Annotated in this window: 18 protein-coding genes; 8 read left to right on the top strand and 10 right to left on the bottom strand. The window is 72.0% G+C overall.

Going from position 1 to position 21,162, the window contains the following annotated elements; translation table 11 throughout:
- From MKK58_RS03910 to mscL, 5 genes are all read left to right on the top strand, one after another.
- The coding region (locus tag MKK58_RS03910; RefSeq protein WP_243910850.1) for an OmpA family protein at positions 1–1,850 on the top strand (1,850 nt) is incomplete at its 5' end.
- Positions 1,851–1,982: 132 nt separating this feature from the next.
- Complete coding sequence (locus MKK58_RS03905) at positions 1,983–3,218, top strand: MFS transporter (protein ID WP_243910849.1); 1,236 nt, start codon at positions 1,983–1,985, stop codon at positions 3,216–3,218.
- A 149-nt stretch (positions 3,219–3,367) separates the two neighbouring features.
- Positions 3,368–4,078, top strand: a complete 711-nt coding sequence (locus tag MKK58_RS03900; protein ID WP_243910848.1) for a phosphatidylserine decarboxylase — start codon at positions 3,368–3,370, stop codon at positions 4,076–4,078.
- Between the two features lie 9 nt (positions 4,079–4,087).
- The gene (locus MKK58_RS03895; protein WP_243910847.1) at positions 4,088–4,954 is read left to right on the top strand and encodes a CDP-alcohol phosphatidyltransferase family protein; all 867 of its coding nucleotides are present in this window, start codon (positions 4,088–4,090) and stop codon (positions 4,952–4,954) included.
- A gap of 87 nt (positions 4,955–5,041) precedes the next feature.
- A complete protein-coding gene (mscL, locus tag MKK58_RS03890) occupies positions 5,042–5,470 on the top strand; it encodes a large conductance mechanosensitive channel protein MscL (RefSeq protein WP_243910846.1) in 429 nt (142 codons plus the stop codon).
- Here the strand turns inward: mscL and MKK58_RS03885 are convergent.
- From MKK58_RS03885 to MKK58_RS03870, 4 genes are all read right to left on the bottom strand, one after another.
- Entirely contained in the window at positions 5,467–5,739 is a 273-nt protein-coding gene (locus tag MKK58_RS03885) for a hypothetical protein (protein WP_243910858.1), read from the bottom strand. The two genes, mscL and MKK58_RS03885, sit on opposite strands and share 4 nt — an antisense overlap.
- Before the next feature lie 244 nt (positions 5,740–5,983).
- On the bottom strand, positions 5,984–6,394 hold the full coding sequence (locus tag MKK58_RS03880; protein ID WP_243910845.1) for a DUF1236 domain-containing protein: 411 nt from the start codon (positions 6,392–6,394) through the stop codon (positions 5,984–5,986).
- 184 nt (positions 6,395–6,578) lie between these two features.
- Entirely contained in the window at positions 6,579–7,319 is a 741-nt protein-coding gene (locus tag MKK58_RS03875) for a NepR family anti-sigma factor (RefSeq protein WP_243910844.1), read from the bottom strand.
- Positions 7,320–7,469: 150 nt separating this feature from the next.
- Entirely contained in the window at positions 7,470–8,309 is an 840-nt protein-coding gene (locus tag MKK58_RS03870) for a class II glutamine amidotransferase (protein WP_243910843.1), read from the bottom strand.
- Between the two features lie 256 nt (positions 8,310–8,565).
- Between MKK58_RS03870 and MKK58_RS03865 the strand changes: the two genes are divergently transcribed.
- The 3 genes from MKK58_RS03865 to MKK58_RS03855 all read left to right on the top strand — a co-directional run bounded on the left by MKK58_RS03865 (position 8,566) and on the right by MKK58_RS03855 (position 13,554).
- Positions 8,566–11,109, top strand: a complete 2,544-nt coding sequence (locus MKK58_RS03865; protein WP_243910842.1) for an ABC transporter ATP-binding protein — start codon at positions 8,566–8,568, stop codon at positions 11,107–11,109.
- A gap of 113 nt (positions 11,110–11,222) precedes the next feature.
- On the top strand, positions 11,223–12,431 hold the full coding sequence (locus MKK58_RS03860) for a murein L,D-transpeptidase family protein (RefSeq protein ID WP_243910841.1): 1,209 nt from the start codon (positions 11,223–11,225) through the stop codon (positions 12,429–12,431).
- Positions 12,432–12,654: 223 nt separating this feature from the next.
- Positions 12,655–13,554, top strand: a complete 900-nt coding sequence (locus MKK58_RS03855; RefSeq protein WP_243910840.1) for an MBL fold metallo-hydrolase — start codon at positions 12,655–12,657, stop codon at positions 13,552–13,554.
- A 152-nt stretch (positions 13,555–13,706) separates the two neighbouring features.
- Here MKK58_RS03855 and MKK58_RS03850 read toward each other — a convergent pair whose 3' ends face one another.
- The 6 genes from MKK58_RS03850 to MKK58_RS03825 all read right to left on the bottom strand — a co-directional run bounded on the left by MKK58_RS03850 (position 13,707) and on the right by MKK58_RS03825 (position 21,156).
- Positions 13,707–14,642 (bottom strand): IS110 family transposase, encoded by a 936-nt coding sequence (locus MKK58_RS03850; RefSeq protein WP_243910839.1) that lies wholly within the window; start codon positions 14,640–14,642, stop codon positions 13,707–13,709.
- A gap of 492 nt (positions 14,643–15,134) precedes the next feature.
- Positions 15,135–16,601, bottom strand: a complete 1,467-nt coding sequence (locus MKK58_RS03845) for an amino acid permease (RefSeq protein ID WP_243910838.1) — start codon at positions 16,599–16,601, stop codon at positions 15,135–15,137.
- A gap of 158 nt (positions 16,602–16,759) precedes the next feature.
- Positions 16,760–17,425, bottom strand: coding sequence for a DJ-1/PfpI family protein (locus tag MKK58_RS03840; RefSeq protein WP_243910857.1), 666 nt, complete (start codon positions 17,423–17,425; stop codon positions 16,760–16,762).
- A 137-nt stretch (positions 17,426–17,562) separates the two neighbouring features.
- A complete protein-coding gene (locus MKK58_RS03835) occupies positions 17,563–17,940 on the bottom strand; it encodes a response regulator (RefSeq protein ID WP_243910837.1) in 378 nt (125 codons plus the stop codon).
- 43 nt (positions 17,941–17,983) lie between these two features.
- Positions 17,984–19,255 (bottom strand): ATP-binding protein, encoded by a 1,272-nt coding sequence (locus tag MKK58_RS03830; RefSeq protein WP_243910836.1) that lies wholly within the window; start codon positions 19,253–19,255, stop codon positions 17,984–17,986.
- Positions 19,256–19,656: 401 nt separating this feature from the next.
- The gene (locus MKK58_RS03825; protein WP_243910835.1) at positions 19,657–21,156 is read right to left on the bottom strand and encodes a M48 family metalloprotease; all 1,500 of its coding nucleotides are present in this window, start codon (positions 21,154–21,156) and stop codon (positions 19,657–19,659) included.
- Positions 21,157–21,162 lie beyond the last annotated feature (6 nt).

Here is a 21,162-nt window from a genome sequence, read left to right as displayed (position 1 = left end):
CGCCCCGCCAGGAGCGTCCGGAGCCGCGCCAAGAGCGCCCCGACCGCCAAGAGCGCCCCGACCGTCAGGAGCGTCCCGATCGCCAGGAGCGCCCCGACCGTCAGGAGCGGCCCGAGCGCGACCAGGGTCCGGCCCGGCGCGCGCCCGGCGCCGAGACTCCGGCGGTCCCGCCGGCCGTCCGCGAGCGGAATCCCGAGCGCCCGACCGCGCCCGACCGTCCGGCCACGCCCGAGCCCGGTCGTCCGAACGCCGCGCCGCCGCGCCCGGGCACCCAGCCCGGCGCACCGGACGCGCGCAATCCGGCCACGCCCACGAACCCGGCGAGCCCCGCCAACCCGACGGCGCCGAACCCGGCCGCGCCCGCCCGTCCGAACGCGCCCGACGGGCAGCCCGGCGCCGTGGCGCCCAACGCCCGCCCGGGCGTGCCCGGACGGCCCTTCGTGCCGCCCGGCGCGCAGAACCCGGATGCCCAGCGGCCCGATGGCCGGCCGGGCGCCGGCCCCAACCCGGCCACCGACGGCCGTCCCGACCGGGACGGCCCCGCCTCGGGCAACCGCGACCTGCGCCGCGACGGTCCCGACCGGGACGGGCCGAACCGGGACGGCTTGCGCCGCGACGGCGGTGATCGCGACGGCATCGACCGTGACGGGATCGGTCGCGGCGAGCCGGGCCGGCCCGATCTGAGGCCGGGCGAGACGCGACCGGGCGATTTGCGGCCGGGCGACACCCGCCGCGACGAGCTCGACCGGCGTGGTGCCTCCGACCGGCGGGACGACCGCGACGGCTTCGACCGGCGCGGCGTCGACGACCGGCGCGAGGACCGCGAGCGGCGGGACGCCTTCGAGCGTCGCGAGCCGCGCACCGGCTTCAACGCGCCGGGCCGCCCCGGCTACATCCCGGGCGGGTTCCGGGACGACGACGATGTGCGCGACTACGATCAGGTCCGCCGCGACCGGCGCGAATTCTCCGAAGGGGGCCGGACCTACATCCGCGAGCCCGGGCGCATCATCGTGCGCGACCGCGACAACTACTTCATCCGCCACGACGAGAACGAGCGCTTCCGCGATCTCGACCGGCGGGCGTACCGCAGCGAGCGGCGCGGCGGCGACACCATCACGTATCTCGACCGCCCCGGCGGCGAGCAGATCGTCACCATCGTGGACGACGACGGCCGCCTCGTGCGCCGCTCCCGCCGCTACCGCGACGGGCGCGAGATCGTCATCATCGACAACAGCTTCGGCGGGGCTGCGCGCCGGCCGATTTACGACGACGTCGTCGACCTGCCGCCGCCCGACATCCGCATCCCGCGCAACCGCTACGTGGTCGATTACGACGGCGCGGACGAGGGCGCCGTCTACGAGGCCCTCTCGGCCCCGCCGGTGGTCGCGGTCGACCGGCGCTACACCTTGGACCAGGTCCGCTACAGCCCGCAGCTGCGCGCCCGCATGCGCAGCGTCGACATCGACACGATCAACTTCGACACGGGCTCGTTCACGGTGACGCCGGACCAGGCCAGCCGCCTCGCCACCATCGCAGCGGCGATGAACCGGGCGATCAAGGGCAACCCGCAGGAGGTCTTCCTGATCGAGGGCTACACCGACGCTGTGGGGGCCGACGTCGACAACCTCTCGCTCTCGGACCGCCGCGCCCAGTCGGTGGCCACGGTGCTGACGCAGAACTTCGGGGTGCCGCCCGAGAACCTGACCACGCAGGGCTACGGCGAGCAGAACCTGAAGGTGAACACGCAGAACGCCTCGCGGGAGAACCGCCGGGTCACGGTCCGACGGATCACGCCCCTGATCCAGCAGCAGGGCGAGGCGGCCCCGCCGCCCGCTCCGGCCCCGCGCTGAGTCCCGTCCGCGCCGGGGGATCTTTCCCGACCTCCCGGCGCCGGGTCCGGTTTCCCGCCCCGCGCGTCCGGCCTATACCCGCCGGACGCGCAAGGGGCCGGCTCCGGCGAGCCGCCCGGGACAGGAGCCGGCATGGGTGAGTCGCAGGGGCGGCCGGACGAGGCGAGCCCGCGGTTGATCGAGGCCGGGACGCCGGCCTTCCGCCGCACCGCCATCGCGCTCGGGGCCGCCGGCTTCTCCACCTTCGCGGTGCTCTACGGGGTGCAGCCGCTGCTGCCCGTCTTCGCCGACGACTTCGCGGTCTCGCCCGCCGAGAGCAGCCTCGCCCTGTCGCTGCCCTGCGCCATGCTGGCGATCGCGCTCCTCGTGGTCAGCCCGCTCTCCGAGGTCTGGGGCCGCAAGCCCATCATGGTGGCCTCGCTGTTCGCCTCAGCGCTCCTCACCATCGTGGCCGTCCTGGTGCCGAGCTGGCACGGCTTCCTCGCGCTCCGCACCCTCACGGGGCTGGCCGCCTCCGGCCTGCCGGCGGTGGCGATGGCCTATCTCGGCGAGGAGATGCATGGGCGCGCCATCGGCCTCTCCATGGGCCTGCTCATCGGCGGCAACGCGCTCGGCGGCATGGTCGGCCGGCTGCTCGCGGGCATCATCGCTGACCACGCCTCCTGGCGCTGGGGGCTCGGCACCATCGGCGTGCTGGCGCTGCTGGCCGCCATCGCCTTCGTCTACCTGCTGCCGGATTCGCGCCGCTTCCAGGCCAACCGGATGCGCTGGCGCGAGGTGCCCGGCACCTTCACCCAGCACTTCCGCGATCCCGGCCTGCCCTGGCTGTTCGCAGAGGCGTTCCTGCTGATGGGCGGGTTCGTATGCATCTACAACTACATCGGCTTCCGCCTGCTCGATCCGCCCTTCTCGCTCAGCCAGAGCGCCATCGGGGCGATCTTCGTGGTCTACCTGTTCGGCACCTTCTCCTCGGCGCTCACGGGCGAGATCGCGAGCCGGCTCGGGCGGCGCAAGGTGCTCTGGCTCGCAATCCTGCTGGGGCTCGCGGGCGTCGGGCTGACCCTGTCGAGCCAGCTCGCCCTGATCATCCTGGGCATCGTCCTCGTCACCGTGGCCTTTTTCGGCGCGCATTCGGTGGCCAGCAGCTGGGTCGGGCGCCGCGCCTCCCGGGACCGGGCCCAGGCCTCGTCGATCTATCTCTGCCTGTACTATCTCGGCTCCTCGGTGCTCGGCACCGCCGGCGGCTGGTTCTTCGCCCATTCGGGCTGGATCGGCGTCGTGGCGTTCTTCGCGACCCTCTACGGGCTGGCCCTGGTCATCGCCCTGCGCCTGTCGCGGCTGCCGCCCCTGGTGCAGGCGGACGGCTGATCCGGCCGGCCAAAGGCCGACGAGACGGAGCCGCCTCGCGGCCCTCTGATCCGAAACCGTATGACGGATGGGCTCGCGTGCCTTAAGAGAAGGCCCCTGCCCGGGCCGCCTCCGGCCGCCCACCTGCCGAAAGCGTTCCGAAAACACCCATGACCGACCTCCTCGAGACGATTCGCCGGACGCTCGTGCCGATCCACAAGGAGGGCTATCCCTTCATCGTCATCGGCATCGTGCTGACGGTGATCGGCGGCTACTTCGCCCAATTCCTCGGCTGGATCTTCCTGATCCTGACCCTGTGGGTCTGCTACTTCTTCCGCGACCCCGAGCGGGTCACCCCGGTGGGCGACGGCCTCGTGGTCTCGCCGGCCGACGGGCGGGTGAACCTGATCTCCACCGTGCTGCCCCCGCCGGAGCTCGACCTGCCGCAGGAGCCGATGCTGCGCGTCTCGGTCTTCATGAACGTGTTCGACTGCCACGTGAACCGGGTGCCGGTGACGGGCCGGATCGGCCAGATCCACTACACGCCGGGCCTGTTCCTCAACGCAGAGCTCGACAAGGCCAGCGACGACAACGAGCGCAACGGCCTCGTCATGGAGACGACCCACAAGGGGGCGCCCGTCCGCATCGGCGTGGTGCAGATCGCCGGGCTGGTGGCGCGCCGCATCGTCGGCTGGGTGCACGCCAACGACACCCTGAACGTCGGCGAGCGCTTCGGCCTCATCCGCTTCGGCTCGCGGGTGGACGTCTACCTGCCCGTCGGCACCCGCGTGCTCGTCGGCCTCGGCCAGAAGGCGGTGGCCGGCGAGACCGTGCTGGCCGATCTCGGCGGCGGGCCCGAGCGCGTCTTCCGCCGCATCTGAGGGGTTTCCATGGACGACCTGTTCCCCCCCTTCGCCCCCGACGCCAACGAGCCGAGGCCGCGCCGCTTCAAGCCGGTGCCGTTCCGGATGATCGCGCCCAACATGATCACCCTGATGGCGCTCTGCCTCGGGCTGACCGCGATCCGCCTCGCCTTCGAGGGCAAGTTCGAGCCCGCCGTGATCTCCATCGTGGCCGCCGCCTTCCTCGACGGCATCGACGGGCGCGTGGCGCGCATGCTCAAGGGCACTTCGCGCTTCGGGGCGGAACTCGATTCCCTGGCCGACTTCGTCAATTTCGGCTGCGCCCCGGCGCTGATCCTCTACGGCTTCGCCCTGAAGGAGCTGCGCTCGCTCGGCTGGATCGTGGCGCTGATCTTCGCCATCGCCATGGCGCTGCGTCTCGCCCGCTTCAACGCGATGCTGGACGATCCCAACCGCCCGGCCTGGAAGAAGGACTTCTTCGTCGGCATGCCGGCGCCGGCCGGCGCGCTCACCGCGATGCTGCCCCTCTACCTCAACTTCCTCGGCCTGCCGATGGAGCATTGGGCGGCCCCCGTGGTGCTCGGCTACATGCTCTGCATCGCCCTCCTCGTCGTCTCCACCGTGCCGACCTTCTCGGGCAAGACCATGGGCAAGCGCGTGCCCCGTGACTGGGTGCTGCCGATCTTCCTCGTGGTGGTGGCGGCCTTCGGCCTGTTCATCAGCTATCCGTTCGAGGCCATGGTGGCGCTCGCGCTCGGCTACCTCGTGACCCTGCCGATCGGGGCCGCGCAATACCGCCGCCGGGCCAAGGCGGAGGCGCGGGGCGGCCCGGTGCCGGCCCTGGCGGAATCCGCCGAGCCCGCTGCGGACCGCGATCGAGGGGTGGACATCTGAGCGGCGCCCTGTCGCGGCGCGCGCGGCTCGCTTAAAGTTCCCGCCGGCCCCCGCGATCCGGGAGGGCCGGATCGCCCGGAGGCGGGAATGCTCGAGGAATTCAAGAAATTCGCCCTGCGCGGCAACGTCGTCGACCTCGCGGTCGGCGTCATCATCGGTGCCGCCTTCGGAGCGATCGTCACGTCCGCCGTGCAGGACCTGTTCATGCCGATGATCGGCGCGATCACCGGCGGGCTCGACTTCTCGAACTACTACATCGCGCTCTCGTCGAGCGTGCAGAAGGGGGCGGCCTACGCGGACGCCAAGAAGCAGGGCGCGGTGATCGGCTACGGCCAGTTCATCACGGTGGCGCTGAACTTCATGATCGTCGCCTTCGTGCTCTTCCTCGTGATCCGGGCGATGAACCGCCTGGTCAGCAAGGAGGAGGCCAAGCCCGAGGCCACAGCCGAGGTGCCCGCCGACGTGAAGCTGCTGGCCGAGATCCGTGACATCCTGGCGACGAAGCCGGCGGTTTAGAGCGCGTCGCGCGGCCGCGCCTTCGGATCCGCGCCGAGATCCCCGATCAGGCCCTCCAGGGCCTGCTCGACGGCGCCGGTGCCCTCCTCGTGGGTCTTCAGGCGGACTTCGAGGCGCTTGATCTGCGGCTCGAAAGCCTCCGGGACCACGGGATCACCGAGATATTGCGGCGCCGATTCCCCCGTGGGGAAGACTGAGCGCAGCTGTTGTCCGAGATGGTCGCGCACCGGCTCCGGCAGCGCGGGATCGTTCGGGGATTCGTCCGCCATGGTGAGGGTGTCCTTCGCGTCGGTGAGGATCGGACTCTTGCGCCGCGCGGAACGGGCGGCGCCCTGGCTCGTGGACGGCAACGGCCGGAGGCCGTCGGCGTTGCATGCGTTCCGTTCCGGGCGCGCGGAAATTTGTTTCCGGTCCGCCCAGCGGTCCACGGAGGGACGCGGCGCATGGAAAAGGCCCCCGGCGCCGGGCGCCGAGGGCCTTCGCTCCGTCGCGGTCGAACGCGACGGAGGCGGATCAGTCGATCACCTCGACGATGCGGTGGCCACGGTCCACCAGCACCGGACGATCGTTGACGATCGTGTAGCGGGCGCCGCGGGCGTTGTACTCGGCGGGAACCTCGTAATAGGTCACGCCGGAGCTCGGCAGCACGGTGCCGACGCGGACGTCGCCGTTGTAATCGTAGGACGAGCGACGCTCGCGGGTGACGTAGCTGCGGAAGCGGGGACGGTCGTCGACGCCGAGGATGCCGCCCACCGTGCCGGTGGCCGCGCCGACCGCACCGCCGACGATCGCGCCGATCGGGCCGGCCGCGTCCGCACCGTCCTGTGCGCCGCGCTCGGCGCCACGGACCAGGCCCTGCGCCTGGGCGGCCATGGGCAGGCTGAGGGCGATCGCGGAGGCGGCGAGAAGAGTCTTGATGTTCATGATGAGTGCTCCTGAACTTGGTCCCGCGACGCTGTGAAGCGCTGCCGGGTTCAGGGCAGTAACGTGCAAATGCCGGAAGGGATGCGTCGAAAGTTCCGGCAGCGAACGGAGCCGGCGACCGCGTCCGCCGCTCCGGCGGGCGTGGTCGGAGCTTTGTCAGGCCGGCGGTCGCGGACCTCCGGGATCAGGCGTCCTTGGGCATCGCCGACTGGATCAGCCGGTCCGAACTCAGGTCTTCCTCGTCGTAGCCCAGGAGTTCGGCGAGGCGACCGCGGGCGCGGCTGACGCGGCTCTTCACGGTGCCGACCTTGCAGCCCATGATCGCGGCGGCCTCCTCGTAGGAGACGCCCTCGGCACCGACGAGGACCAGGGCCTCGCGCTGGTCCGGCGGCAGCTTGGCGAGCGCCGTCTGCAGGTCCTCCACGTCGAGGCGGTCGCCCTGGTGCGGGGCGGTGGCGAGCCGCGCGGCGTAGGAGCCGTCCTGGTCCTCGACCTCGCGCACGCGCTTGCGGTGGTCCGAGTAGAAGATGTTGCGCAGGATCGTGAACAGCCAGGCGTTCAGGTTCGTGCCCGGCTGGAAGCGGGCGCGGTGCTGCCAGCCCTTCAGCAGGGTGTCCTGCACGAGGTCGTCCGAGCGGGCCGGGTTCGAGGTCAGCGACAGCGCGAAGGCGCGCAGGGACGGCACGGCGGCCAGCAGGCCGTTGCGGAACTCGGGCTCGATCGCCTCGCCGCGTGCCTTGAGGGCGGCCTCCAGCTGCTCGATGAGCTCGGCGAAGCGGCTCGGCTGCTCGTCCGTGGGCAGCCGGTCGTAGACCGTGCGCAGGTGCTCGCCGAGATGGGTGCGGATGTTCGACGAGAGGTTCGGCCTGCCGTCGGCGGAGACCGACAGGGCGTCGGGGGCGGTGTCGGTCACGTCGCGTGTCATGGCTCGTCGTAATCTGGGGCGGTCAGGGTTCGTGTCGGCCCGAGGCGTCCGAAAAGCACCCGCGCGGTCCACTGATGTCGGGCGTTGTAGCGCATCTGTGCCGGTGACGCATCCCGCCGGGGAACCGTGGCGGTTGTGGCCGGCGCCGCATCAACAGCCGCAGGGGGAAGGCACGCGGGTGGCGCGCGGGGGCTTGGCCCCGCCGGCCTTTGCGGGCGCCGGCTTGAGGATGCGCACGGCGCCGTCGCGTAAGGAGAGCACGTGGCCGCGCTCCACGTCGGTCCAGCACTCGTCGCGGGTCAGCGCCTTGGTGGCGATCACCGTGACGACGTCCTTCGCCCCCGTCTCCTGGGCGAAGTCGACCCGCCAGTCCTCGTCCACCAGGGTCGCGGTGCCGAAGGGGGCGCAGCGGGTGAGGTAGCACAGGCGCTTGCCGCAATGGGCGTAGAGGGTGCGGCTGTCGGAGAGCAGCATGTTGAACACGCCGAGCCCGTGCAGTTCGGCGCAGAGGTCCGCCACCGCCCGGTCGATCCGCGCCGGGCTCGGCAGGTCGGGCCAGCGCTGCTGGAGCTGGTCGAGCATCCAGCAGAAGGCGTGCTCGCTGTCGGTGGAGCCCACCGGCTTGAACCAGGTGAGCGGCCACTTCTTCACGCCCTTGAGCTGGCCGTTATGCGCGAAGGTCCAGCGCCGGCCCCACAATTCGCGGCTGAACGGATGTGTGTTCTCGAGGTTCACCCGGCCGCGATTGGCCTTGCGCACGTGCGCGATGACGATGCGGCTCTTGATCGGCGTCCGGCGCAGGAGCCGGGCGAGCTCCGACTGCGCGCTCGGCTCCGGCTCGTGGAAAGCGCGGGCACCGCGTCCCTCGTAGAAGCTGATGCCCCAGCCGTCCGCGTGCGGGCCGGTCTCGCCCCCGCGCCGGGCGAGCGCCGCGAAGGAGAAGCGGATGTCCGTGGGCACGTTCGCGCTCATGCCGAGCAGTTCGCACATGGAGGTTCGGGGGACTTCGCGTGGGATGAGGAGGGGCGTTGCGGGGCGGCGGAGCCCGCGAGGACCCGCCGGGCCATCCACTCTAAAGCAGGTTTCGCCGAAGGGGTCACCGGTTTTGCGGCCGGAACTTGTTTTGCGGAAGGGACCTGCGCAACCGGGCCGCCGCCGTGCGCCCCCGCGCTTTCGCCCGCCGGAACGATCCTCTAAGCCGCTCCCCGGGCCCCGTTTCCCGGGGCGTCGTGGACACAGGGTGCCGATGGACCGCGATCCGATCGCCTTCACCTGGCGGACCGCGCGGCGCGAGCATGCCGCCGCGGTCGGGCTGGCCCTCGGCCTCGGCGGACCCCTCGCGCTGCTCGCGCTCCTGTGCCTGCGCGACCTCGTGGGCGTGCAGGTCCATGACGGCGCGGCGACCGGCCGGTTCTTGCATGTTGCCGCGACGCTGCCCTGGCGGCCCGCCGCCGAGGGGCCCTTCGTGGCCTTTCCGGGCTGGACCCTGCCGGCGGCCGAGCTGGTGCGCGCCGCCTTCCTCGGCCTCGCGGCGACCGCCCTGGCCTCGGCCGGCCTCGGCTGGGCGGTGGCCCGCCTCTGCTTCCGGGCGCAGGCCCGCACCGTGGCGGCCCTGCAGGGTCGCGTCACCGAGGCGATCCTGCGCGCGCCGCCGAGCGCCCGCGACGAGGCCCGGGCCCTGGCGCAGACCCTCGGCGACCTGCTGGCACGCCTCGACACGCTGTTCGGGCTGGCGATCCTGGTGCCGGCCCTGGCCCTGGGCAGCGCCGGGCTCGCCCTCGTCCTGGCAGGCCTGGCGGCCCCGCGCCTCCTGCCCACCGTGGCGGCCGGACTCCTGGCGGCGGGCCTCGCCCGCATCCTGATCCAGCGGCGGGTGCAGGACCGCGCCGCCCTGCGCGTGCGGGCGGGCGGCACCGCGGGGCGGGCGCTGGCCGACCTGATCCGGCGCATGCCGGCGGTGCGCGCCCACGGGGCGGCGGCCTTCGAGCGCGGCCGCCTCGCCGCGAAGGGTGCGGCCACCCGCGACGCCCTGGCGGAATCCGATTCCCGCCTCGCCCTGGCCCGGGCGCCTTCCATGGCCCTGGCGATTCTGCTCCCGGCCATCGTGGTGGCGGTGGCCCTCTGGCGCGGCCATGACGGCACCACCGAGCCCGTGGAGCCGGGGGCGGTGCTGGCCGCCGGCGGCGCCTTCGCCCTGGCGGTGGTGGCCCTCAGCGTGGCCCTGCGCCTCGTCGGCCTGCACCGGACGCTCGCCGCGCCGTTCCGCGAGGTCGCCCTCGGCGTGCCGGCCCTGGAGGCCCGCGCCCCCGTCCGCTCCGGCAGCGCCGCCTTCCCCGAATCTGGCGCCCTGGTGGCCCGAGGGGTCGGCGCCTACGATCCCGCCACCGGCGAGCGGCTGGCCGGCGTCGATGTCGCCCTGCCCATGCCGGGCCACGTCGCCATCCTGGGCGAGCGCGGCAGCGGCAGCCGGGTGCTGGCCGCGATCCTGGCGGGCCAGCTCGAACCCTCGGCCGGTGCGGTGACCTATGCGGGCCTCGACCTGCGCGCCTTCGAGCCCGAGGAGCGCGCCCGCCGCATCGCGCTCGCCGGCGCCGAGGCCATCCTCATCGAGGGGACCTTGCGCCAGAACATCCTCTACGGCGCCGGCCACGTTCCCGACCGGGACGAGCTCATCGCCACCTTGAGGATCACCGGCCTCGACGCCTTCGCGTATGCCCGCGGCCTGGAGGGCACCGTCGACCCGAACGCCGAGCCCGAGATCGCCCGCGCGGTGGTGGCCGCCCGCCACGCGGTGCGCGAGGCGCTGGCCGCCGACAAGGCGGGCCGCCTCGTGGAGCCGTTCGACCCCGCCCGCTACAACCATCAGGCCACGGTGGGCGAGAACATCCTGTTCGGCGAGGCGGTGGGGCCGGCCTTCGCGGCCGAGCACGTCGCCGCCCATCCGTACCTGCGCGCCGTGCTGGAGGCCGAGGGTCTGAGCCGCCCCCTCACGGAGATCGGCCTGCAGGTCGCCCGCAGCCTCGTGGAGATCTTCGCCGACCTGCCGGACGACCACCCGCTCTTCGAGACGTTCTCGCTGTTTCCGGCCTCCGAGCGCGGCTTCTTCGAGGATCTCGTCGGGCGCCAGCCCGAGGCGACGGGCCTGCGGCGGGGCCCCGCCGGCCAGCGCGACCGCAAGCGCCTGATCGGTCTCGCGTTGCGCTACAGCGAGACCCGCCACCGCTTCGGCCTCATCGACGCCGCCTTCGAGGAGCGGCTGGTGGAGGCCCGCCGCTCCTTCGCCAGGATGATGCCGCCGCACCTGCGCGGCGGCGTGGAGTTCTACGATCCGGACCGGCTCACGGCGGCCGCGAGCCTGGAGGAGAACGTCCTGTTCGGCCGCATCAACGGCGAGGAGGCCGGCGCCGAGGCCCGGGTGCGGGCCCTGGTGCGCCGGGTGCTCGCCGACGAGGGCCTGGAGCCCGCCGTCTACCGCCTCGGCCTGGAGAGCCGGGTGGAGCCGGGTCTGGCCGGCGGGGGCGCCAGCCTCGGCGAGAACGCCATCGGCCCGCGCGAGCGCGTGGCCATCGACCTCGCCCGCTGCCTCGTGCGCCGCCCCGACATCGTCGTGGTGGCGATCGCCCTGGAGGACCGCAAGAGCGCCGCGATGCGCGACCGCCTCGCGGCCCTGCGCACCGCCCGCGCCGGGCGGGGCCTCATCGTCTGCCTGCCCGACGACGGCATCCTGGAGGCGGCCGAGCCGTTCGACGCGGTGCTGCGCGTCGAGCGCAACGGGGTGCTGGCCGCCTGAGCGGCCCGTTTCGGGGCCGCCCCTATTGCGGCCCCATTGGAATGCGATAGGCAGGAGGGCGTGCATCGTGCACGGGCGTCCGCCAGCGGACGGATCGCTCTTCAGGGCCGTGCATGGTCTCTCTGTCCCGGAAGCCGGGCCGCCGGACGTCGATCCACCCTGCGGCGCCGGCCCTCCTCGTCCTGTGGGCGCTGGCGGCCCCGTGCCCGGCCTCGGCCGAGCCGGGCAAGGCCTCCGCACCGATCCCGGCCGCGACACTCGCGCTGATGCAGGCCAAGGGCACCACCGCCGCCGCGCCGGTGCTGTTCCGGGCCTACAAGAAAGAATCCGAGATCGAGGTCTGGAAGCGTGCCGCCGGCGGCCGCTTCGTTCACGTGAAAACCTTCCCGATCTGCCGCTGGTCGGGCCAGCTCGGGCCCAAGCGCAAGACCGGCGACCGCCAGACGCCTGAGGGGTTCTACACGGTGCCCCAGCGCCAGATGAACCCGAATTCGAGCTACTACCTCTCCTTCGACGTCGGCTACCCCAACGCCTACGACCGCGCCCAGGGCTCCACCGGCTCGGCCGTGATGGTGCACGGGGTCTGCTCCTCGATGGGCTGCTTTGCCATGACCGACCGGGTGGTGGGCGAGATCTACGCCATCGCCCGCGAGGCCTTCGCGGGCGGGCAGGCCGCGTTCCAGTTTCAGTCCTTCCCCTTCCGGATGACGGCGGCGAACATGGCTCGCTACCGCACCGACCCGAACATCGCCTTCTGGCGCCAACTCAAGGAGGGCGCCGACCGCTTCGAGGCCACCGGCGAGGAGCCCGCGGTCGCCGTCGCCGCCGGGCGCTACGTCTTCCCGCCCTACAAGGACCCGGCCAAGGAGGCCCTGGCGATCGCCCACCGCAGCACCGAGGAGGCGCGCATCGCGGCCCTGGTGGAGGAGGGGAGTGCTGCCATCCGCACCACCTATTCGGACGGCGCGCAGCACCCGTTCTGGGCCGCTCTGGCCGCCAAGGGCACTCCCCTCGGCGACGTCAGCCGTCCGGAGGCCCTGGCCTATGCGGGCCAGGAGGTGGTGGTCATCGCCGCGCGGCCGCGCCCGGTCCAGGTCGCCGAGGCGGTGTGGTCGCGCTGGGTCGCGCCGGATTCGGTCCTGTCGCGCACCCGGATGCCGGGCTTCGTGCCCACCTACGAACGGGCGGGACCGGCCTTCGCGCCCCTCGTCACCACCTATGCGGAGACCTGGCCGCGCCTCGTGGGCCTCAGCCTCGCGGGTGTCCTGCCGCCGCCGGCCGGCCTCGCGCCGCCGGCGATCGGGCCGGTGGCGCAGCGGTGAGGCCTGGTCTGTTGCCCGCCCGCCGCGGTTCCCCGTCCGCCCCGGCCCGGGGCGGGGCCATGTGCGGGCTCGCACATCGGCGATGGGAGCGGCTTACTACCTCAAGACTTATTCCACTTCGATCCCGGCACTGTTCCACTCGCCGACCCGTGAGGATTGAATCATGTCGGCGCGACGAAGGGCCCCCGACCGTCACGGGATCGGGGCACATGGTAATCGAACGATGACCCTTTCCCCTCGTCCCCACACGGATGACGGCCTCACCCTGAAGTTCTGGGGTGTGCGCGGTTCGACCCCCGTCAGCGGCCCGGACTACACCGAGTTCGGCGGCAACACCCCGTGCCTGGAGATCCGCTGCGGGACGCGCCTGTTCCTGATCGACGCGGGCTCGGGGCTCAATGCCTGCGGCCGCCACCACCGTGACGGGATGCCCCAGGAGATCGATCTCCTCTTCAGCCACCTGCACCTCGACCACACCGCCGGTCTGCCGTTCTTCAAACCGGTGGTGCTCGACCCCTCGCGAACCATCAACACCTATTGCGGCAACCTCGACGGGGCGAGCGCCGAGGCGGCCCTCGACCGGCTGTTCTCGCCGCCGCTGTTTCCCGTTTCCCTCGACGTGATCCCCTGCCGCCTCGCCCATCACGGCTTCCGGGCGGGCGAGCGCCTGACCTTCGCGGACGGCGCCACCGTCGACACCATCCTGCTCAACCATCCGCAGGGTTCGGTGGGCTACCGCTTCGAGCATGCCGGACGCCGGCTCTGCGTGATCAGCGACATCGAGCACGGCGACCCCTGGCCCGACACCGCCCTGACGGAATTCGTCCGCGACGCCGACCTCGTCGTCTACGACGGCATGTTCACGGAGGGCGAGTACCCGGTCTGCCGGGGCTGGGGCCACTCGACCTGGCAAAAGGGCGTGGAACTCGCCCAGGCCGCCGGCGTGAAGGCGCTCGCCATCATCCACCTGCACCCCTGCCACACCGACACCATGCTGCTCAGCGTGGAGGCGGACATGCAGGCCGTGATGCCCACCGCCTTCATCGCCCGCGAGCGCCAGACCATCGCGGTGGGCGAGCCGATGCGCAGTGCGCCCGCTTTAGCGCTGGCGCGGACCGCCTGATACCGCTGCCAGTTGATCGCTTCGGTCGACTTGGTCGGAACGGGCTCCCTCTCCCGTGTGGGAGAGGGTTGGGGTGAGGGGCGTGCCCCATCCGGAAAGGCCAACCACCTCACCCCAACCCTCTCCTTTCAGGAGAGCGACTGTCTTGGCGGTCAAGCGTCTTTTGGCTGCCATGGGGTACTGGTCCTCAGGCTGGCGTTGAGGATGGTGAGGAGCTTTCGGGCGGTTGCGACGAGGGCGACCATTTTGGGTTTTCCCGCCGCCACGAGCCTGTCGCGGAAGGCCTTGAGGGTGGGGTTGTGACGCGACGCCACCAGGGCGCCGATGAATAGGGCGGTGCGGATGCTGGCCCGTCCGCCGCCGATGAAGCTCTTGCCGCGCCACTGGCCGGACTGGCGCGTCCAGGGGGCGAGGCCGGCGAGCGCTGCGACCTGGCGGCGGTCGAGGCTTGCGAGTTCGGGCATCTCGGCCAGAAGCGTGCGGGCGATGGTCGGGCCGATGCCCGGCACCGAGACGAGGAGGTCCTCCTTCGCGCGCCAGGCCGGCGAGCCGCGCACGGCCCCGTCGATATCGCCGTCGACGCTGGCCAGTTCCTTCTCCAGAGCCTTGATCAGGCGCCGGATGCTCTTCCGGACCTGGGCTGGCGCCCGTGTCTCCCGCTGACGCTCGGCCGCGATCATCGCGACGATCTGGCGGCGGCGGGCCACGAGATCGGCCAGGGCTTGGGTCTCGGCGTCCGGCAGCGGGCGGATCGCCGGCTTCGTGGCCTGCGTGAAGCGGGCGATCACGGCCGCGTCGATCGGGTCGGTCTTGGCGCGCCGGCCCAGCGCCTGGGCGAAGGCCCGCACCTGGCTCGGATTGATCACCACGACCGGCAGCCCCGCGCCTGCCAGTCCGGCCGCGACCACGGTCTCGAAGCCGCCCGTGGCCTCCAGCGCGACGGCCGAAGGGGCCAGGGGCGCCAGACGCCCGCACAGGGCGGCGATGCCCACCTCATCCCGGGGCACCCAGAACGCCTCCTGGCTCGGCAGGACATGGACGTCCAGCCGGTCCTTGGAGACGTCGATCCCAATCACGATGGCGTCCATCCGATCCCATCCTTGCGCAAGCGGGCTTCGCGTGAGGCGGCCCAAGCGACTGTTCGGGTTCGATGGAACGGCAGGCGAAGGCCCAAGCTCTCCTCCGGGCTTGAGGTCCCTTGGGAGCAACGGTCTTCCGCCTGCCACCGCACCGGGAAGCATACCAGGCGCGGCGGAATTCAAGTTACAAGGGAGCACGGTGCGCGCGGGCAGACCGAGGCCATCAGCCGAAACCCGTATGATGTGATTTTTTCGGGTTTCGCGATAAAGACGCCCCTGATCGGGGGCCTCGCGCGGCTCGCCGGGAGAGGGCCGCGACGATTCCATCGTTGACGCGGCGAGGCCGCCGGGGGGAGGGGGCTTCGATCGAAAGAGCCACCTGTCATCGCCCCTCACCCGCGCTGCGCTCGCCGCGAGGCACGAGGAGGGGCCCGTGACCCTCTCCCCGCGAGCGGGGAAAGGGGACATGCGCTCCGGCCGGGATGCGCGCGCGAGGTCGCTTTACGCCGCGCGCCCGACGCGGCTGTGGCGGCGGCTCCAGGCGAAGTAGATGACGAGGCCGATGGCGAGCCAGATCAGCAGGCGCAGCCAGGTCTCGCCATCGAGCGACACCATCATGGCAAAGCAGCTGAGGATGCCGAGGATCGGCACCAGGGGCACCAGGGGGGTGCGGTAGTCGCGCCGCGCATCCGGCTGGGTCCGGCGCAGGATGATGACCCCGAGGCAGACGAGCATGAAGGCCAGCAGCGTGCCGATGCTGGTCATGTGGCCGAGCTGGCTGATCGGCAGGAAGCCGCCGAGCGCGCTGGTGAAGACCATGAAGAACAGGTTCGAGCGGTAGGGGGTCTTCCAGGTCGGGTGGATCTTCGAGAAGAAGCCCGGCAGCAGCCGGTCCTGGCTCATGGAGTAGAACACCCGGCTCTGGCCGAGCAGCAGCACCAGGATCACGGTGGAGAAGCCCGCGATCACGCCGAGCGTCACGAGGCTGCGCAGCCACGGGAACGGCGTCTGCGCGATGGCGGTGTTCACCGGGGCCGCGTCGCCCTTCATCTGGTCGTAGTGCACGAGGCCGGTGAGCACGCCCGCGAAGGCGATGTAGATCACCGTGCAGATGGCGAGCGACCCCAGGATGCCGATCATCATGTTGCGCTGGGGGTTCTTGGCCTCCTGGGCCGCCGTCGAGACCGCGTCGAAACCCACATAGGCGAAGAACACCACGCCGGCCCCGCGCATGATCCCGCTCCAGCCGTACTCGCCGAAGGTGCCGGTGTTCTCGGGGATGAACGGAACGTAGTTCTGCGCCTTGACGTAGAACAGGCCGACGCCGACCACGACGGCCACCACGGCGAGCTTGACCATCACCACGACGGCGTTGACCCGGGCCGATTCCCGGATGCCCATCATCAGGAGGGCGGACGCCGCCACGATGATGAGGATCGCCGGCAGGTTAACGAGGCCGTGCGCCATCGAGCCGTCGGCGAGCTTGTAGGTCTCGAAGGGCGAGTGAACAAGGGCGGGCGGCAGGTTGATGCTTAAGCTGTCGCGCAGGAAGCGCGTGACGTAGCTCGACCAGCTCACCGAGACCGTGGCGGCGCCCACCGCGTATTCGAGCACGAGGTCCCAGCCGATGATCCAGGCCACGAACTCGCCCATGGTGGCGTAGGCGTAGGTATAGGCCGAGCCCGCCACCGGGATCATGCCGGCGAGCTCGCTGTAGCACATGCCGGCGAACGCACAGGCAATGGAGGCGATGGCGAAGGAGATTACCACGGCCGGCCCCGCATGCTCGGCCGCCGCGATGCCGGTGAGCGAGAACAGGCCGGCGCCGATCACCGCGCCGATGCCGAGCGCGATCAGGCTCCAGGGCCCGAGGGTGCGGGCGAGCTTGTGCTCGCCGCCCTCCGCGTCGCTGTTCAACTGGTCCAGGGATTTCGTGCGGGTGAGGTCTCCCGCGAGGCCAGATGCCATGGGTGGGTCCTATCCTGGTGGAATGCGGGTGATCCCGGTGATGCGCGAACTTCAGATGCGCGAACTCTAGGTGCGCAAACTTGGCCGATCTTGGCGATTGCCCGATGCGGTGGCAAACGGCGAATGCCTGCACCAGCAGGTTTCAGGCCGCGCCCCGGTCACGGGCCCGTGATCGCCGCCTCGGCGGCGGCGTCCGCGCCGTCGATCAGCGGGCCGAGGATCGCCCGGGCGCGGGCGGTGGTGGCCGGGCCGGCCGTCCCCGGCGTTCCGGCATCGAAGGGCGGCGCCGGGGCGTACTCCGCCACGAGCTGGCTCGTGCGCGCCGCCTCGGACCCGGCGAGCCGGGCGGAGAGCGCCAGGGCGAAGTCGAGCCCCGCCGAGATGCCGGCCGCCGTGACCCGGTTGCGGTCGAAGACGACGCGTTCGTCCACCGGGATGGCACCGAGGCGCGGCAGCACCCGGTCGCGCACGCACCAATGCGAGGTGGCGCGGTAGCCCCGGAGCAGGCCGGCCGCCCCGAGGATCAGCGAGCCGGTGCAGACGCTGGTGATCCAGCCGGCGCGCGCCGCCCGGTCGCGCAGGAAGGCGAGGGTGTCGGGGTCGCGCATCTGTGCGGGCGTGCCGTCGCCCCCCGGCACGAACAGCACGTCGAGGTCGCGCGGGCAGGTCTCGAAGCTGTCGCCGGCCACCAGCGCCAGGCCGGTATCCGAGGTCACGGGCCCGGCCGTGCGTGCGACGAGGTGCAGCCCGCCCGCGGCGATGCCGGCGAGGAGGGCCTGCGGGCCGACGAGGTCGAGGGCGGTCATGCCCGGATAGAGCAGCATCGCGATGCGCAGCGGCCGGCCCGCCGGCGTCCGCCCCTCAGACGAGCCCGCCGCCCCCGATCCCGGGGCGGCCAGCAGGGCGGCGCCCGCGAGTCCGTTCGCCGTCACCGCACGGCGGGTCGAGCCGGGCGGGCGGCTCACGCGCCCGGCGGGGCGGTGAAGGACGTGATCGCCCGGATCACGGCCGCCGACCGGTAGGGCTTGGTGAAGAACAGGCTGCCCTCGATCAGGCGCGGGGGCGTCTGCGTGAAGCCCGTGGCGTAGATCACCGGCAGATCCGGGCGCAGGGCCCGGGCGGCCTCGGCGAGCTGCCAGCCGTCCATCTGGCCGGGCAGGCGGATGTCGGTGAACAGCACGTCGACGGAGGCCTCGGTCCGCAGGATGTTCATGGCGATCTCGGCCGTGGCGGCCTGCAGGACCCCGAAGCCCGCATCCTCCAGGTCGGCGGTGATGACCTCGAGCAGCATGGACTCGTCCTCGACCATCAGGATCCGGGGTTTGGGCGAGGCGCTCATGCTCTTCCCCTCATGCTCGCGGGTGTCTCCGGATTTTCCGTTCTCAGGCGAAGCCCAGGCGCGCGGCGGGGCTGGTCCGCGCGGGCTCCGCGTCCGGCGCCGACGACGATACGCCAGTCCGGTCGCGTGGCAAGTAGAGCCAGACGGTGGTGCCGAAGCCCGGCCGGCTGACGATCTCCGCATGGCCGTCCGATTGCTTGGCGAATCCGAAGACCTGGCTGAGGCCGAGACCGGTGCCCTCGCCAACCGCCTTCGTGGTGAAGAATGGTTCGAAGGCACGGGCCATCACCTCGGCGCTCATGCCGCTGCCGCTATCCTCCACCCCGATCGCCACGTGGTCGACCGGCCCCAGGCCTGGGATGCGGGCGGCCTCGGCGGCCGGCACGTTGCGGCTGCGGATCACGACGCGGCCGCTGCCCGTCATCGCGTCGCGGGCGTTCACCGCGAGGTTGAGCAGGGCGTTCTCGAGCTGGTTGGCGTCGACGCGGACGCTCCAGAGGTCGGGCGCCAAATCCATTTTCGGCGGCTCGGCCGTGTCCAGCGCCCCCCGCAGCAGCTCGCCGAGGTCGTGGATCAGCCGGTTCGGCTCCACAGGCGCCGCCTGCAGGGGCTGGCGCCGGGCGAATGCCAGCATCTTCTGCACCAGGACGGCTGCCCGCTCGGCCCCGTCCATGGCCCCGCGCAGGGAGCGCTGGGCCCCGCTCTCGGCGGGCAGGAAGCGCTCGATGCGATCGAGGTTGCTGATGACGACGCCGAGGAGGTTGTTGAAATCGTGCGCCACGCCCCCCGTGAGGGAGCCGATCGCCTCCATCTTCTGCGTCTGGCGCAGCATCTCCTCGGCGCGGTCGCGCTCCGCATAGGCCTTGCGCAGGGCGTCCAGGGCCGCGTCGCGCTCGCGGATTCGGGCCTCGAGCGCGGCGTTGGCGCCGCGCAACTGCGCCGGCGAGGGCAGGGCGAGGGCCCGGGGCAACAGCACCCAGAGCAGGATCGCGGTGACGATCGAGGCCGCCGCCGTGATCACCTTCACGGCGGCCTCCAGGGCGTAGTCGGGCACCCACAGGGTCCAGATCTCGAACAGGTGGGTGGTGCCGCAGGCGAGGATGAAGAGCGCGAAGGCCCAGAACATCCATCCGAACACGATGTCGCGCCGGCGCGTGACGAAGACGCCGAGGGCCACGGGGATCGTGAAGTAGGCCAGCGCGATGATGGCGTCCGAGGCCACGTGGGTCCAGATCAGCTCGGGGCGCCACAGCAGGCAGATCCCGTGCGGGGACAGGCTGGTCCGGTCCAGGAAGCCGGTCAGGGTCTCGAACATGTCGGGTCTCGATGGCGCAGGAACGCTCTACCGTCCGGGGTGACGTGTGGCGGTGGACACGAAGGCCCTTCGAACTATAGCCGCAAGCTCATCAGTCGTCTCGACAAAAAGCCGTGCTTTGATTTGAGCCAATATCGCTCAAAGTGCAGCAGAGATTGCGAAACGGCACCGTTCACGCTCTGATTGTGAGGAGATTTTCCGCATGTTTCGCGTGTATCGGCGGCGGGCGATCGACGCCGATTGCGACCCTGTGAGGCTTCGAACCGAGCTCGGCTCAATGTTACGTCGCGTCGATCCGACGGTTCTTCGCGGGAGGCCCGGGCGTGTAAGGCGCGCCCGGATCCGGTCCTGTCTCGGGAGCCGGCCGCCGCCTCGCGGCAAGCGGCCCCCGGGCGATCCGGCTATTCCACCACGACCTTGTAGCTCTGGCCGGCGCGCACGCCGGCGCCGCGCTCCAGGCCGTTCAGCACGAGGAAGCGCTCCAGGGCCTTGTCGGGCACCACCATGCGCTGCGCCAGGATCTCGGCCGTCTCGCCGGGGGCGGCGGTGACGACGACGAGGCGCAGGGGCCGCAGGGCGCGGGCCTCGGCGGGGTCGAGGGCCGTCAGGCTCTCGGTCCAGCGCCGGAAGGCGCCGTCCGGGTCGGTGCCGCCCTTGGCCGCCATGATCATCCGGAAAGTCCGCTCCCCCATGCGGATGGCCGCGAGGCGGAAGGTCCAGTCCTTGCCGCGCGACAGGGCGGTGACGCCCGCATTGCCGGCGACCATGCGGTTCTCCACGGAGCCGGGCTCGATGACGTCGTTCCAGGTCGCCTTCAGGACCTCCTCGAGGCCCTGGCCGGCATGACTCTCGACCTGGTCGAACAGCAGCCGGCGGCTGCCCTCGCCGGTGGTGCCCAGCACCGCGTTGCGGGTGTTCTCGATGCCGAAGCCCTCGGGCACCTCGAAGGCGATGCCGAGGCTCGGATGCAGGAAGCGGCGCCCGCGCACGAGACCGTCGCCGGGGTTGTCGCCGTAGGCGATGCCGTCGACGGCCGCGAGGTAGCGGGCGCGCTCGTCGACGCCGAGGCCTGGCGCGCCGATCAGACGGGCGGCGCGGGTGACCAGGGTGATGCGCTCCGCCGTGCCCGGATGGGTCGCCAGCATGTCGGGCTCGCCGGCCATGCCGGTGCCGGTCTTGAGGGCCGTGGTCCGATTCAGGGCGGTGAGGAAGCGCCCGGCGCCGAAGGGATCGTAGCCCGCCCGCGCCAGGGTGCGCACGCCGACGCCGTCCGCCTCCAGCTCCTGGTCGCGGGAGAACCGTGCCAGGGCGAATTTCGACTGGTCCTGGAGCTGCGCGCCGGTCGCCGGATCGTTGAGCACGTCGGCCACGACCTTGCTCACGAGCTGCGAGCGCAGCGCCAGCTCCGTGCGCGCGGTGGCGTGGCGCAGGGTGACGTGGGCGATCTCGTGGGCGAGGACCGCCGCGATCTCGGAGGTGTCGCTGGCCAGCGCCAGCAGGCCGCGGGTGACGTAGAGGCGGCCGTTCGGCAGCGCGAAGGCGTTGATGACGGGCGAATCGAGGAGGGTGACCGCGTAGGTCTCCTCGGGCCGGTCGGTCGCCCGCACGAGGCGGTCCGTCACCTCGGTGAGGAGGCGCAGGCTCGCGGGCGCCCGGTACTCGCCGCCGAAGGAGGACACGAGCTTGGCGTGGTCGGCATCCGAGCCCGCGCGCTCGCGCCCGGTGGTGCGCGGCGCCTCGCGCGGCACCGCGATCGCGGCGGGCTGCACCACGGCGCCGGACTGGTCGCCGATGCAGCCCGAGAGCAGGCCGCCCGCGAGCAGGGCCGCGCAGGCCGGTCCGGCGCCCCGCCGACGCTGGAGGGAGGGTCCGCCCGCCCGGGGGGTCACGATCGAGGCCATCCCTAT

Source organism: Methylobacterium sp. J-078, from assembly GCF_022829285.1.
Classification (GTDB): Bacteria; Pseudomonadota; Alphaproteobacteria; order Rhizobiales; family Beijerinckiaceae; genus Methylobacterium.
This window is presented reverse-complemented; position numbering and strand designations above follow the sequence as displayed.

What these genes read in the sequence shown, in the direction of transcription:
- MKK58_RS03895 (WP_243910847.1), top strand. Translation starts at nt 4,088, where the DNA reads ATGGACGACCTGTTCCCCCCCTTCGCCCCCGACGCCAACGAGCCGAGG.
- MKK58_RS03880 (WP_243910845.1), bottom strand. Translation starts at nt 6,394, where the DNA reads ATGAACATCAAGACTCTTCTCGCCGCCTCCGCGATCGCCCTCAGCCTG.
- MKK58_RS03865 (WP_243910842.1), top strand. Translation starts at nt 8,566, where the DNA reads ATGGACCGCGATCCGATCGCCTTCACCTGGCGGACCGCGCGGCGCGAG.
- MKK58_RS03850 (WP_243910839.1), bottom strand. Translation starts at nt 14,642, where the DNA reads ATGGACGCCATCGTGATTGGGATCGACGTCTCCAAGGACCGGCTGGAC.
- MKK58_RS03835 (WP_243910837.1), bottom strand. Translation starts at nt 17,940, where the DNA reads ATGAGCGCCTCGCCCAAACCCCGGATCCTGATGGTCGAGGACGAGTCC.
- MKK58_RS03855 (WP_243910840.1), top strand. Translation starts at nt 12,655, where the DNA reads ATGACCCTTTCCCCTCGTCCCCACACGGATGACGGCCTCACCCTGAAG.
- MKK58_RS03870 (WP_243910843.1), bottom strand. Translation starts at nt 8,309, where the DNA reads ATGTGCGAACTGCTCGGCATGAGCGCGAACGTGCCCACGGACATCCGC.
- MKK58_RS03860 (WP_243910841.1), top strand. Translation starts at nt 11,223, where the DNA reads ATGGTCTCTCTGTCCCGGAAGCCGGGCCGCCGGACGTCGATCCACCCT.
- MKK58_RS03885 (WP_243910858.1), bottom strand. Translation starts at nt 5,739, where the DNA reads ATGGCGGACGAATCCCCGAACGATCCCGCGCTGCCGGAGCCGGTGCGC.
- MKK58_RS03845 (WP_243910838.1), bottom strand. Translation starts at nt 16,601, where the DNA reads ATGGCATCTGGCCTCGCGGGAGACCTCACCCGCACGAAATCCCTGGAC.
- MKK58_RS03825 (WP_243910835.1), bottom strand. Translation starts at nt 21,156, where the DNA reads ATGGCCTCGATCGTGACCCCCCGGGCGGGCGGACCCTCCCTCCAGCGT.
- MKK58_RS03905 (WP_243910849.1), top strand. Translation starts at nt 1,983, where the DNA reads ATGGGTGAGTCGCAGGGGCGGCCGGACGAGGCGAGCCCGCGGTTGATC.
- mscL (WP_243910846.1), top strand. Translation starts at nt 5,042, where the DNA reads ATGCTCGAGGAATTCAAGAAATTCGCCCTGCGCGGCAACGTCGTCGAC.
- MKK58_RS03875 (WP_243910844.1), bottom strand. Translation starts at nt 7,319, where the DNA reads ATGACACGCGACGTGACCGACACCGCCCCCGACGCCCTGTCGGTCTCC.
- MKK58_RS03840 (WP_243910857.1), bottom strand. Translation starts at nt 17,425, where the DNA reads ATGCTGCTCTATCCGGGCATGACCGCCCTCGACCTCGTCGGCCCGCAG.
- MKK58_RS03900 (WP_243910848.1), top strand. Translation starts at nt 3,368, where the DNA reads ATGACCGACCTCCTCGAGACGATTCGCCGGACGCTCGTGCCGATCCAC.
- MKK58_RS03830 (WP_243910836.1), bottom strand. Translation starts at nt 19,255, where the DNA reads ATGTTCGAGACCCTGACCGGCTTCCTGGACCGGACCAGCCTGTCCCCG.